Source organism: Gorillibacterium massiliense, assembly GCF_000455485.1.
GTDB lineage: Bacteria > Bacillota > Bacilli > Paenibacillales > NBRC-103111 > Gorillibacterium > Gorillibacterium massiliense.
This window is the reverse complement of the sequence record NZ_CBQR020000131.1, coordinates 1-12,485: the sequence shown is the minus strand read 5'-3', so window position 1 is coordinate 12,485 and position 12,485 is coordinate 1. Positions and strand designations below refer to the sequence as shown.

The window sequence follows — 12,485 nt, the reverse complement described above, 5'->3', positions numbered from 1 at the left end:
GCCCTCGGCTGCCGTATAAACCGTTTCGCCATGGACTTTAACCTTGAGAATCGCTTCCGAGGTGATGGAGTCACTGCCGTTTTTGCCCACCAGGAGCTTGAAGGATTCGATGGTGAAGATTTCCTCCTCGGGTTCGCTGGCGGCTCCGCGGAGCAGGAGTTCGAGGGATGCGTCGGCTCCTTCAAACTGATAGCCTTGATGTTCCATTTCTTTTATTTTATCGATGATCTGGCGGGTTCTGCTGTTTTCCATGTCCAGGTTCAAGTTCATCTCCTGAGCTTTGAACAGCAGATTGCTTTGTCCGGCCAATTCTGAGACGAGTACGCGCTGCTTGTTGCCAACCCATTCCGGCGTAATGTGCTCGTAGGTTTTAGAATCCTTGAGAATCGCCGAAACATGAATACCGCCTTTGTGGGCGAATGCGGAAGGGCCGACGTAGGGTTGGGTAGAATGCATCGTCACGTTGGCGATTTCGCTGACAAAACGGGCTGTACCTGTCAAGGAACGAAGCTGTTCGCCGGTTATGCAGCGATAGCCGAGCTTTAATTGCAGATTCGGGATGATCGAGCAGAGATTGGCGTTGCCGCAGCGCTCGCCGTACCCGTTGATGGTGCCTTGTACCTGCCGGGCGCCTGCTTTTACAGCAGCGAGGGTGTTGGCAACGGCAAGCTCGCAATCGTTGTGGGTGTGAATGCCGATTGGGCGATCCACGGTTTCTCTTACCTTGGTCACGATCTGATAGATTTCATCCGGCAGCGTTCCACCGTTGGTATCGCACAGTACTAGCCAATCGGCGCCAGCTTCTGCGGCGCTTTTCAACACCTGAAGGGCGTATTCCGGGTTATTTTTGTAACCATCAAAAAAATGCTCCGCATCGAAAATCGCTTCCAATTGATTGCTTTTCAAAAACCGGAAGGAGTCCTGAATCATCGCCAAGTTTTCTTCCAGCGTCGTTTGCAGGGCGGTGGTAACATGGAAGTCCCATGATTTTCCGACCAGCGTGGCAGCGGATGCGCCGGAACTGATAATCTTTTGCAAGCCCGCATCCCGATCGGCAGCGCTGTCTTTGCGGCGGGTGCTGCCGAAGGCCGTAATCTTGGCCCTCAGCTTGAGGTTTTTGACTCTTTGGAAAAATTCAATATCTTTGCCGTTGCTGCCGGGATTGCCGCCTTCGATATAATGAACGCCAAGGGAATCGAGCTTCTGGGCGATCTTGATCTTGTCCTCAGCAGACAGGCTGACGCCTTCACCTTGCGTGCCGTCTCTCAGCGTCGTGTCAAAAATCGAAATTTGCTCTGACATCTCTTTCAGATCTCCTTCCCTGCTGATCGTCTCATAATTTGCTTTATTATAGCACAGAATGTGGCGGCGGACTCAACCTTTCGAGGTACTTCCTTCATTGACCCAGGGCGGCTCTAGCGGTAATCTGAAATTATGATGAAGAACAATTCCGCCTACTATCCAAAAAACGGGAGAGTCATCCTGCATATCGATATGAACGCGTTCTATTGCTCCGTACATGAGGCAGTCGAGCCTGATCTATACAAAGGAAAAGCGCTCGCTGTCGCTGGAAGCGTCGAATTGCGCCGGGGGATCATTGTGACTTCTTCCTATGCTGCTCGCGCTAAAGGAGTAAAAACGGGGATGCTGGTCGGGCAAGCACTGAAGCTGTGCCCAGAGATGATGGTGATTTCGCCTGATTTTCACCTCTATCGGCAATTCTCCCGCCGGTTTATGGAGATCGCCGGAAGCTATACCCCCTTGCTTGAAGCGGTGTCCATTGACGAGTGCTTTCTCGACATCACCGGCTCTAAGCAGTTCGGTACGCCTCTGGAAATCGCGGAGGCTATTCAAGCGCGCATTCGCGAGGAGCTTAAGCTTCCTTGCTCTGTCGGCCTTGCGCCGAATAAACTTTTGGCTAAGATCGCTTCCGATATGAAAAAGCCCAACGGCCTCACGGTGCTGCGTTTGCGGGATGTGCCGGGCGTGCTGTGGAATAAGCCCTGCGATACGATATACGGAATAGGGAAGCGGACGGCGGAGAAACTGGAGCGGCTCAACATTCGGACAGTCGGACAATTGGCGGCTTCCGATGAAACTATGCTGACAAAGGAATTCGGCATCATGGGAGCATGGCTGAAGCGAGCGGCTCACGGCAAGGATGATTCGCCGGTCAATCCGATCATGGAAGCGAGCAAATCCGTCGGCCATACGACGACGCTGCCTTCCAACTTCACGGAAAAAGCGGACATCAACCGGGTGTTCCTCAATCTGGCGGATCAAGTATCGCGGCGAATGAGAAGGCAGGGGCTGATTGCTTCCACTATCTCCATCACCATCCGCGACCCGGACATGAAGACCATCACCCGGGCGATTACGCTGGACGCTCCCACCGAAAGCTTTGACGAAATTTATAAGGAAGCTTGCCGTCTGTTTGCCCGGCATTGGCCGGAGGGTAAGCCGGTTCGGCTTCTCGGCATTACGCTGCAGAGTTTGCAGCCCCGTTCGGAAGCCGCTATCCAGATGGATCTTTTTGATTATGAACGCCAGCCGAAGAAGGAAAATCTCAACAAGACCATGGATCAGATTCGAGACAAATTCGGTGAAAGCGCGATTCTGACGGCAGGGATGCTGAGCGAGGACCCTTCCGCGCTAATCCGCAACCATAAAACACGGGGTACCTCCTTGCAGATGGATCATCTGCGGCCAAAGGCGGGCAAGAAGCAGCAAGAGGAAGAAGAATGATCTTCTTCTATTGAAATAGGGTGGATGAACGATGTCAAAGCGACAGATGATTATCGATCATTACAATTGGTATGATGAAGCCGGCCGGTTGGAACGGGACAATTATCACCGTATGGAATTTTTACTGACGATCCGCTTGCTCACATATGGTGGAGCGAGACCCGGCCATTTTTGCTGAAGCAGCCTCCCGCTGCCGTTTTCGGAGACGGAGGTTTGGGTTTGGATGAGGGAATCTTCTACTCCATTGGACCGGATGATATGGAGCGGTTGATGCAGCCGTTTCCGGTGAAAAAAGCCGAACATGCGGCAACAGACGGAATAAGCGCTGTTATGGAGCGTGCCGTAAATGCGATGAATTCCGAGAATATGAAAAATGGCTCGATTACTTGTACCGGGTTAATCGGGGTGCCTATCATCTGGGCGACAGCCTGCATAATCTTTTTGTTGCAATTAAGCAATGATCTCAATTTGAGAACGTTTTTCAATAAAACCTCTATTTGAACTTTGCAATGATTTATATTATAGTTTTGTATAGGATATAAATTAGGAGGCGTAAACGATAATGGCAAAGTACACATGGGTTGAAAAAGATACCTGCATTGCTTGCGGCGCATGCGGCGCAACCGCTCCAGACATCTACGATTACGACGATGAGGGTATTGCCGAAGTCATCTATGAAGGCGATGGAAATCATGGCAACACGGAGATTCCGGAAGACCTTTACGATGATTTGCAAGATGCACAAGACGGCTGCCCTACAGATTCCATTAAAGTTGCAGATGCGCCATTCAATAAATAAGGCATCGTACGTTTAAGCTCCCTGTGCGCAGGGGGCTTTTATTTTGCAATCATCTCCGACAGATGATAGCGGCTTCAAAAGCGCTTTCCGTTAGCCGATATAAGAAGCAGGAACGGAGGCTGCCGAAATGAAGAACGATCCGCAGTATCTGAAAGATTTCGTTAAGCAGCATCCCGAGAACAAGATGGGATGGTATTTGTTAGGCAGACAATATGAAGAGCAAGGAAACAAGGGGAAAGCCCTTCAATGTTATAAAAAAGCGGGTGAAATATTTGAGGCGTATGAGGAGAAAGAGCTGCCTCGTTCGCCTGGAGATGCACCTGATGAGCTGCTAGTCAAGATGCAAGCCGATCCGATCAGAGCAAAGAGCAGATCTGTCGGCCGTATGGCCAGGCTAGCGCTGATAGGGCTTCTCTTGATCGCCGGAACGGCCTTCGCTCCTGGAACACCGGATCAGGATACGGCAAAACAATCCGAAGTCGTGAAAGCCGAAACGGCGGCAGATGCCAATGCCGTTGCCCAGCGCGATGAACGGCAGGTGTTTTATGCCAAGGGCATCGAAAATCCGGAAGGCTTGAAGCAAGCGTTAAGCGACATGATCTTTCCACGGGAGTCGCCGGTTCGTTATGCCGTGCTGGCGCAAGCCTCGTCCAGTAAAGACGGCCTCTGGACATTTTGGCCGATACCGCCGCGCATTTTGTTGTCGCAAACCTGGTCGGATCAAGGCTCGGCGGCAACGGTTCTTTATCAAGACGCCACCTCTTGCCGCTGTCAACCTTCCGCCGATGGAAAAGCATCTGTGGTGGTGAAGGCGTGGAAAGTGGAGCGGGAGCAGTTGGCGGTCTTGCGTTCAGCCGCGGTTCATTATTTGCAGGATAAGGGCAAACTGCCGTCTTCGGCGGATGCCCTCGCGGGCGATTACCCGAACAACCGGCTGCCCGGTTTATCTCCGGAGATGAAACTGGCATGGCCTGGGATCATCCAAGATCTACAGGGAGGCAATGGGCCCGGTAGCGGCCCATCTCCGCAAAATGGCGGGACAGAAAAGAACCCTGGAACAGCAGGGGCGGGGAATTCATCTGGATCTGGCGGGGTAGCGGCGGGGTCTGCTAGCCCGAATCCCACTTTATCAACGAATCCGCTTAGTTCCACCTTGGAGATCATCATCGATAAATCCGTTCACCGGCTGGCATTGGTCAGCGGGACAACCATTCTGCGCAGCTATCCCGTCGGACTTGGAGGGGATAAAACGCCTGAGGGTGTTTTTGATATCCGCGAAAAAGTCCGCAATCCCAACGGCAGATCCGACGGTCCCTTCGGAAGCCGGGGTATGGCCTTATCCGATTCTCTTTACGCCATTCATGGCACCGATGCCCCTTGGACAGTGGGAAAAGATGAATCCCACGGTTGCATTCGCATGCTTAAGGATGATATTGAAGAGCTGTATGATATGACGCCTCTCGGAACGAAAGTGACCGTGACCACGGGCACCTTGCCGTCAGACATTTTACGAGAAAAAACCCGGTTCCGCCTACCCCGTCAAGGAATAGAGTCGAATCCGGGCAAAATATATCGCTGGCTCGATTAGCATTAGGTATGTACGGAAATAAAAGGATCAGGAAAAGAATATAAGAAGCAGGATCATGACCACAAGAAAGAAGCAGGCAATGGAAGCGGTCCAAATAATGGCCTTCTTGTTTGGTTCTTCCTTGTGATGCTTTTGTGTGTAGCTTTGTTGTTTTTTCGTCATCTTTATCGACCGTCCTTACAGAGGCTTTTTTTCTATTTTATCATATTTAGAAAACGTTTTCGTCGTTTTTTTTAGCCTTTCGCCTTTTCTTTTTCACTGTAAAAGAATAAACTGTTTCGGGGTGCCTTTTTTGCAAAAATGACCCGTGAACTTATCGACCGGAGTGTGAACTATGCTGTATAAATCGTTGCTAAAGCCGGTGCTGTTTCGGATGCAGCCAGAAGATGCCCATCATTTCACGATGAACGCCATGAAGCTTGGCGCCAAAATACCCGGAGCACTCCCGTTGATGAACGCGATGTACGGCGTGCCTGCTCACGATGCCCTGGCCACGAATCTGTGGGGTATTCACTTCCCGAATCCCGTCGGACTTGCCGCCGGTCTGGATAAAGACGCGGTTGCCATTCCCGGTTTCTCGTCCATTGGCTTTGGTTTCATCGAAGTGGGGACCGTAACGCCGGTTGCGCAGCCGGGAAACGATAAGCCGAGATTGTTCCGTCTGCCGGAGGATCTGGCACTGGTGAACCGGATGGGCTTCAACAATAAAGGCGCCGAGGCCATGCGGGCGACCCTTGAACAAACAACGAAGAGAACGATCCCCATTGCCGTCAACATCGGGAAAAATAAAATCACCCCCAATGAGCGGGCGGAAGAGGATTACCGCAAATGCGTCCGCGCATTATATGCTTACGCCGACTTATTTGTAGTCAATATCAGCTCGCCTAATACCCCCAACCTGCGCAGTCTTCAGCACGGGGAGGAGCTCAAACGCCTCTTGGCTGCCGTTATGGACGAGAGGGACATATTGGGCAATATGGAGAAAGAGAGAAAAGGAACGGAACCGAAGCCGGTTCTTGTCAAAATCGCTCCCGATCTCACCGACGGCGAACTGGAACAAGTGACGGAAACCATTATGGGAAGTGGAGTTTCCGGCATCATCGCCACCAATACGACGATCAGCCGGGATGGTCTGACGAATGTTAACGCCAAGGAAACCGGCGGACTTAGCGGCAAGCCGCTGACGGCGAGATCTACCGAAGTCGTGCGCAAGCTATATTCATTAACGGAAGGCGCGCTGCCGATTGTGGGGAGCGGCGGGATTTTTACGGCGCAGGACGCATACGATCGCATTCGGGCAGGGGCGAGTCTGGTGGAGGTCTATACCGCGCTTATTTACGAAGGACCGGGCATTAACCGCAAGTTGAACCGCGGCTTACTCGAATTGCTTGAACGAGATGGCTTCACCCGTTTATCGCAGGCGGTTGGGGCAGATCATAAGTAACATATTTGGAAGGGGAAGTACGGATGGATGGCAGGGATTGGTCCAAGTTTTTGCTACCGTACGAACAGGCGGTTGAGGAGCTGAAAATCAAGCTGAAGCTGCTGCGCTCGGAGCTGAAAATGCGCGAGGAATACTCGCCAATGGAGTTTGTCACCGGCAGGGTGAAACGGATCTCCAGCATACTGGACAAGGCGAAACGGCTTAATGTGCCGATGGATCAACTGGAGACGGGAATCGAAGACATCGCCGGGATCCGCATCATGTGCCAGTTTGTGGAGGACATTGAACGGCTGGCCGGGTTGATCAAGCAGCGTCATGACATGAAGATCCTCTACGCCAAAGATTACATCACCAATAAAAAAGAGAGCGGCTACCGAAGCTATCATATCATCGTCGAGTATCCGGTGCAGACCTCCCTGGGCATGAAGCCGGTGCTGGCGGAAATTCAAATCCGTACCTTGGCGATGAATTTTTGGGCGACGATTGAGCACTCCCTTAATTATAAGTACCGCGGAGATCTACCAGAGGATGTCAAAGAGCGGCTGAGCAAAGCGGCGGAAGCCGCCTATCTGTTAGATACGGAGATGTCCAGTATCCGCGAGGATATTACCGAATCCCAGAAGCTGTTTGAGGACCGCTCCAATCTTGTCAGCACGATGCTTAACGAAATTCAGGAGCTGTATTTCTACAGGCGGGTAAGGGAAGCGGCCCATTTTCAATTCTGTTTTAACGAGCTTTGGGAGAAGGAAGACATAACGGGGTTGAAGCAGCTGGCCGAAGCAGTTCAGACGTCCCTCAGTAAGGCGAAGCGGGAACAAGGGTAAAGCCAGCAGGAAGTGGCCGCGATTCTTTCCTAATGCTATGTGAAGCGGGGTGGAGGAATGGATGACAAAATGGCTGAAAATAGCCGGGAGTATGATCCCCTCTATATCGCGTTTATTTGGCACTTCAACGGCGACCGGGACTATTTCGAGTGTCATGAGGTCTTGGAAGAGCTGTGGCTCCAGGAAAATCATGATTTGCTGTACCAAGGTCTGCTTCCAGATTGCCGTCGGCTTGTACCATTCACTGGAATGGAAACACCGGCGGGGCGGTAAAGCTGTTCACCCAGGCGCTTCATAAGCTTGCCCCTTATCCCGCAGATGCCCTTGGCATTGACTTGGGCAAACTGAGGAGAGAAAGTGAGTCATATCTGGAGGCTCTCCGACTGGCGGTAGAAAAGGGAGATAGCGGCTCGCATCCATTCCGCCCGATTGATATCATCATTATTGACCCGATCCTGCGCAAGCAGGTGGAGGAGTGGGACAAGCCGGAGGAAGAGAATGAAGAAGACGGAAAGACTGGATAAACTGCTTGCCCATGCCGGGTTTGGTACCCGCAGTGAAATCCGCAAACTGGTGAAAGCCGGCGCCGTTACGGTGGGAGGCCAGCCAGCGAAAGACAGCGGAATGCAGGTCGACCCCGAGGCGGGCAGCGTGCAAGTGAACGGCGAACCTGTGCTTTTTCGCGAATATGTATACCTCATGCTGCACAAGCCGCCGGGTTATGTTTCCGCAACCGAGGATAACCGCGACCGGACGGTTTTGGAGTTGATCGGACGGGATTACCGGCATTTTGAGCTGTTTCCTGTAGGCAGGCTGGACAAGGATACGGAAGGCTTGCTGCTTCTGACCAACGACGGGCAATTGGCCCACAATTTGCTTTCACCCAAAAAACACGTCCCTAAAACGTATTATGCAGAAGTGGATGGACAAGTGACGGACGCTGACCGAGAAGCGTTCCGGCGAGGCGCCCAACTGGATGACGGATACATAACCCTTCCGGCCGAGCTGAATATTTTGGAAGAAGGAAATCCGGCGGCAGGCCATGCAGCTAAAGTGGAGCTGACGATTCATGAAGGAAAGTTTCATCAGGTCAAGCGGATGTTCCAATCTACCGGCAAAACGGTTGTTTATTTGAAACGCCTTAGCATGGGGACCCTTAGACTGGACGACCGTCTAAAAAAAGGAGAATACCGGGAGCTAACCGGGGACGAATTGGAAGGATTGAGAAGATACCATGAATTACAAAGTGATCGCTCTTGATGTAGATGGAACTTTGATTACTGACGATCATCGTCTGACGGAGAAAACCCGTGAAGCGGTGCGAGCTATGCACAGCCAAGGGGCAAAGGTCGTGCTTTGCACCGGACGAGGAGGCAACAGCGCGGCTCCCGTTCTGGAGCAGCTTGGGCTGGAAGGAGTTATGATCACCCACAACGGCGCGGTTGTCATTGATTATGCCAGGCGGGAAGTGCTGTACAGCTGCGCCATTGAACTAGAGGAAATCCGTCCGGTGATCGCCTACTGCCGGGACAAAGGTATTCATTTTGACTTGTGCTCGCCATATGAATTGTATGTTGACCGGATAACGGACAAGGAGCGGGCCATGTACAGCCGGTTTGAGCTTACTCCGCTTGAAGTGGAAAATGTGGAGCTAGTGGACGATATGGTCGTGAAATTCACCCTTTTCGGACCGGAAGAGGTTATGGACCAAGTGGAGCGGGATTGGGAGACGATCGGTTCCCCCTTGCGGAAAATTCGCAGCGGTGTCCAGTTCATCGATATTATGAGCCCGTCCGTGTCCAAAGGCGATGCTCTCAAGCATGTGTGTGAAGGATGGGGCATAGCGGCTGAAGAAGCGATGGCTATCGGCAATTATTATAATGATATTGAAATGATCGAATGGGCGGGTCTTGGTGTCGCCATGCTGAATTCTCCGGATGGGGTAAAAGAACGGGCAGACGTGGTGACGGCGGTTTCCAACAATGAGGATGGGGTCGCCCAGGCGATTTATACCTACGCCCTTAAAGCTTAAAGCTCACTGGTATATCAAATAGGCTAATCTGCATGGATTGGAATGCGGATGGCCTATTTTTATGGCTATAAGTCAACATACTCGGTGTGAGGTAATGGTCCGGACATTTCGTAACAGATGGTTTAGGCAGGCAGTAGAGCAATAATTTTGCTTGACGCTGGAAATCCTAGAGGGGAGTTGACCATCCACAGGGAGGCGAGAAGCATGAAGACCATTGAGCTGCGGCCTGATTTACGGACCGCTGGCGGTGAGATGAGCGATGTCATGGTGAATGGAAGGTTTGCCGGTACATTTGCCTTGATCTATCGGGAAGGCGACCGGGCAGTCGGTTCGGTGCAGCTGGAAGAAGAATCTCTGGCGGCGGAAGAGAAGGAGCAGGTGGTGAAATTCCTGCAATCCTATGTGGAGTCCTTTTCCGGCGCCGTCAATGCGGATACTTGCGACGTCGTTGTGACGTACAGCAGCTTTGACCGGATCGTCGCCATCGACCACGAAGAGGAAGTTCAGGATGAAGATGAGTATACTGCCGAGATGGATAGTGACATGTTCGAGCTCGTCGTGGTCAATGAAAAACGCAACCGCATCGACTATCATGTTTATGGCGTCCATGATGAATGGATAGCGGAAGTGTTTTTACGAGCGGAAGAGGCGGATGTAATCGGGAGCGTTAAGTGGAACCGATTCCCGAATGATGAAGAGATCGAGATTGTGACGGGGCTGATCGTATCTGATTTTGACGAAGAGACGGTGGATACCTTTGCCATTCAGCATCAATTTGAAGGGGAAACGCTGGATACCATCGAACTGACCCACGAAGATTTGCTCGATGAGCCGACGATAAGCATAAGCACCATAGGATCACCTGATGAAGAGGATTTCAGCGTCGTTCTGATACGCGATGACGGAGATGTGTTGATCTACGAAATCTATCAGCAATCGGCTGGCGGGCTGCCCATTGGGACGGCAACTATAGATATCCAACATCGGCGCCTTACCGGTTATATCGATTTCCGCCAGCGGGAGCATGCCGACGATGCGGAGGTTATCTCCTCGCTATTGCTGAAGGAACTGGATAAAGAAAAGGATTACGACGGATTGAACTTGGCATTGATGTACAGGAATGAGCTGCTGGAGGATTACATTATTGATAATGAGCCGTATCATTGAAAGACATCGGTTCAACAGCTTTCGAATACGATAGGAAAAGGACGCCGGCGGAAGTATCGCAGCGTCCTTTTTTTGTTTGATCCGGCGAGCGGAGGGTTAAGCGGGCAAATTGTCTTCCGTCGTCTTTATACCGGCGCATAGCGCATAGATTCGCTCGTTGCCGAGGACTTCATCGGCAGGGCCTTCTTCCAAGACGGTTCCGTGTTGAATGACGGTCACCGGCTTGCCGAAGGAACGCACGAATTCCAGATCTCGCTCGCAGACCAGCACGGTTTTCTTTTCATTGATTTTAAGGAGCATTTCTCTCATGTTCTCTTTCTCTGCGCTGGTAAGTCCGCTGGACGGCTCGTCAATGAGCAGCAGGTCGGGATCATGCATGAGCTGCATCCCGATCTCGAGGCGTTGTTTCTCGCCGTGGGACAGGCGTCCTGCCGGCAAACCAGCTCGTTTATCCAACCCGATCAGCTTCAATGTCGATACGATACGTTCGCTTTGCTCGGATGTGGTGCGCACTAACAATGAGTGAAGCAGTCTGCGATTTTGCCGCATGGCGAGGAACAGATTTTCAAAGGAATTAAGCGAGGTGAAGATAGAAGGCGATTGGCCTTGCAGGACGACGCCCATTCGGACAATCTGCTGATCGTAAAAGGTTCCTAAATCCACGATGCCTTGAAACAAAAGCCTGCCGTTTGCTGGTTTATATTTTCCGCTAATCGTTTCGAGGAAGGTCGTCTTTCCCGCTCCGAACGGTCCGATTACAAAACGCATTTCACCCTGTTCCAGATGAAAATTTAAACCGCGAATGACTCGTTTGCCGTTCTTATCCACCTCCAACCCTTCTGCGGACAGCAAGATCGTCCTTCCGTCAGATCGCCGCTCTGAATGGCTGTTCATTTCCCTTCCCCCTTCGGAAAGATGATGATTGATTGGATTTGCTGACATGTAGATGTGCCCTAATAGGGATATCATATGCTATTCAACTCATTCGTGTCAATAAACATTACACATCATCTAAATATTTGTTCTTTCACGTCATAAAACATAACATACGAGATTTACTTCAAAAATTTGGTGGCTTATAATGATACAAGAATGTAGTTGTCTTTCGGAGGTGGTCTTGTGGATATGGCCGAGAGGGAGAAGGATAAGCGGCAGTTGATGGTGGACATTGAGATCGACAGTGGAAAACGAACGAAAAGCGTGAAGGTTGTCCATGGGGTGACCGACCGGTGCAACTCGGATACCAGGAAGCGGATGCGGAAACGCTGGCGGCTGCCAGACGCAGGGGGAGGGAACCGCGAGGCTGATGGCAGATGGTGCGGGGCGCTATGCCGGTATGTTTAGCCGGACTATGGGAGTACGTCATATTTGGCGGATGCTGGTTTTAGACGTAAGGAAGGCTCCTCCATCGCTGCGGAAGAGGAGCCGTTGAGGAGGCTGTTCGGCTGTTGCACTGTCACTTCAACTGCCGCAAGCCTTTGGGATAGTGATTTTTCAGCAGCCCGCCGCTGATCTTGCCCCATCCCAAAGGGTAGCCACCGACGGTGACAAGCGTCCACCCGTCGGCCCGTCCCTCGGCCGGCAGCGCCTCTCCCCGCAGGTACGCTGCGGTGAGCGCCGCCTCCGGCTCGAGGTCGTACACCCGCGCCGCATCCTCGCGGCGCGCTGCAAGAGCCAGGGCATGGGCCGGCTCGATCCGGCCCTTTTTCACTTCCGCAAGGTGCAAGCCGGGCCGCAGCACGCGGACGCCTTCCAGGCGTTCCGCGGTGAATGCCCGGCTTTCGTCATGTGGAAGATGGTACAGCTGCTCGCCGAAGAGGAGCGGCTCGCCGGGGCCGGGCTGCCAGCCCGGCAGATTGGCGGCGGCAAATTCCTGGAACAGCGCC

17 protein-coding genes are annotated in these 12,485 nt (G+C 52.1%); 13 read left to right on the top strand and 4 right to left on the bottom strand.

All coding sequences use genetic code 11. The features are described 5' to 3' along the window. Positions 1 to 1,302 (bottom strand): citramalate synthase (cimA, locus tag TJ79_RS17290; protein WP_040951599.1); only part of this gene is annotated, 1,302 nt, incomplete at its 3' end. 135 nt (positions 1,303 to 1,437) lie between these two features. Between cimA and TJ79_RS17285 the strand changes: the two genes are divergently transcribed. From TJ79_RS17285 to TJ79_RS17270, 5 genes are all read left to right on the top strand, one after another. Continuing rightward, positions 1,438 to 2,745, top strand: a complete 1,308-nt coding sequence (locus TJ79_RS17285; RefSeq protein ID WP_040951602.1) for a DNA polymerase IV — start codon at positions 1,438 to 1,440, stop codon at positions 2,743 to 2,745. Positions 2,746 to 2,776: 31 nt separating this feature from the next. Further along, positions 2,777 to 2,923, top strand: a complete 147-nt coding sequence (locus TJ79_RS27305; protein ID WP_155987936.1) for a hypothetical protein — start codon at positions 2,777 to 2,779, stop codon at positions 2,921 to 2,923. A gap of 41 nt (positions 2,924 to 2,964) precedes the next feature. Next, positions 2,965 to 3,246 carry a hypothetical protein gene (locus TJ79_RS17280; protein WP_155987935.1) on the top strand — a complete coding sequence of 94 codons (282 nt, stop codon included), beginning with the start codon at positions 2,965 to 2,967 and terminating at the stop codon, positions 3,244 to 3,246. 61 nt (positions 3,247 to 3,307) lie between these two features. Beyond that, positions 3,308 to 3,544 (top strand): ferredoxin, encoded by a 237-nt coding sequence (locus TJ79_RS17275; protein ID WP_040951597.1) that lies wholly within the window; start codon positions 3,308 to 3,310, stop codon positions 3,542 to 3,544. A 127-nt stretch (positions 3,545 to 3,671) separates the two neighbouring features. Then, complete coding sequence (locus TJ79_RS17270; protein WP_052339703.1) at positions 3,672 to 5,132, top strand: L,D-transpeptidase; 1,461 nt, start codon at positions 3,672 to 3,674, stop codon at positions 5,130 to 5,132. A 27-nt stretch (positions 5,133 to 5,159) separates the two neighbouring features. Here the strand turns inward: TJ79_RS17270 and TJ79_RS28460 are convergent, their stop codons facing one another. Then, positions 5,160 to 5,294: a hypothetical protein gene (locus tag TJ79_RS28460; RefSeq protein ID WP_272944753.1), complete on the bottom strand. Its 135-nt coding sequence runs from the start codon at positions 5,292 to 5,294 to the stop codon at positions 5,160 to 5,162. Between the two features lie 172 nt (positions 5,295 to 5,466). On the opposite strand from TJ79_RS28460, the gene TJ79_RS17265 reads away from it, so the two are divergent. The 7 genes from TJ79_RS17265 (at position 5,467) to TJ79_RS17240 (ending at position 10,599) form a co-directional block, all read left to right on the top strand. Next, entirely contained in the window at positions 5,467 to 6,576 is a 1,110-nt protein-coding gene (locus TJ79_RS17265) for a quinone-dependent dihydroorotate dehydrogenase (RefSeq protein ID WP_040951596.1), read from the top strand. Positions 6,577 to 6,599: 23 nt separating this feature from the next. Further along, positions 6,600 to 7,400, top strand: coding sequence for a GTP diphosphokinase (gene yjbM, locus TJ79_RS17260; RefSeq protein ID WP_040951595.1), 801 nt, complete (start codon positions 6,600 to 6,602; stop codon positions 7,398 to 7,400). A gap of 57 nt (positions 7,401 to 7,457) precedes the next feature. Continuing rightward, positions 7,458 to 7,673 carry a DUF309 domain-containing protein gene (locus tag TJ79_RS28225; RefSeq protein ID WP_238323048.1) on the top strand — a complete coding sequence of 72 codons (216 nt, stop codon included), beginning with the start codon at positions 7,458 to 7,460 and terminating at the stop codon, positions 7,671 to 7,673. Then, positions 7,622 to 7,924, top strand: coding sequence for a DUF309 domain-containing protein (locus tag TJ79_RS17255; protein WP_238323047.1), 303 nt, complete (start codon positions 7,622 to 7,624; stop codon positions 7,922 to 7,924). The genes TJ79_RS28225 and TJ79_RS17255 overlap by 52 nt, the downstream gene beginning before the upstream one ends. Further along, entirely contained in the window at positions 7,899 to 8,660 is a 762-nt protein-coding gene (locus tag TJ79_RS17250; protein WP_040951594.1) for a pseudouridine synthase, read from the top strand. The genes TJ79_RS17255 and TJ79_RS17250 overlap by 26 nt, the downstream gene beginning before the upstream one ends. Next, on the top strand, positions 8,635 to 9,432 hold the full coding sequence (locus TJ79_RS17245; RefSeq protein WP_040951593.1) for a Cof-type HAD-IIB family hydrolase: 798 nt from the start codon (positions 8,635 to 8,637) through the stop codon (positions 9,430 to 9,432). Before TJ79_RS17250 ends, TJ79_RS17245 begins: the two co-directional genes overlap by 26 nt. A gap of 204 nt (positions 9,433 to 9,636) precedes the next feature. Next, positions 9,637 to 10,599 (top strand): hypothetical protein, encoded by a 963-nt coding sequence (locus TJ79_RS17240; protein ID WP_040951592.1) that lies wholly within the window; start codon positions 9,637 to 9,639, stop codon positions 10,597 to 10,599. A 96-nt stretch (positions 10,600 to 10,695) separates the two neighbouring features. Here TJ79_RS17240 and TJ79_RS17235 read toward each other — a convergent pair whose 3' ends face one another. Then, complete coding sequence (locus TJ79_RS17235; RefSeq protein ID WP_052339702.1) at positions 10,696 to 11,493, bottom strand: ATP-binding cassette domain-containing protein; 798 nt, start codon at positions 11,491 to 11,493, stop codon at positions 10,696 to 10,698. Between the two features lie 225 nt (positions 11,494 to 11,718). Between TJ79_RS17235 and TJ79_RS17230 the strand changes: the two genes are divergently transcribed. Beyond that, positions 11,719 to 11,943 (top strand): hypothetical protein, encoded by a 225-nt coding sequence (locus TJ79_RS17230; RefSeq protein ID WP_040951591.1) that lies wholly within the window; start codon positions 11,719 to 11,721, stop codon positions 11,941 to 11,943. 112 nt (positions 11,944 to 12,055) lie between these two features. On the opposite strand, the gene TJ79_RS17225 is transcribed toward TJ79_RS17230, so the two are convergent. After that, positions 12,056 to 12,485: RsmF rRNA methyltransferase first C-terminal domain-containing protein (locus TJ79_RS17225; RefSeq protein ID WP_040951590.1), on the bottom strand; the 430-nt coding region annotated here is incomplete at its 5' end.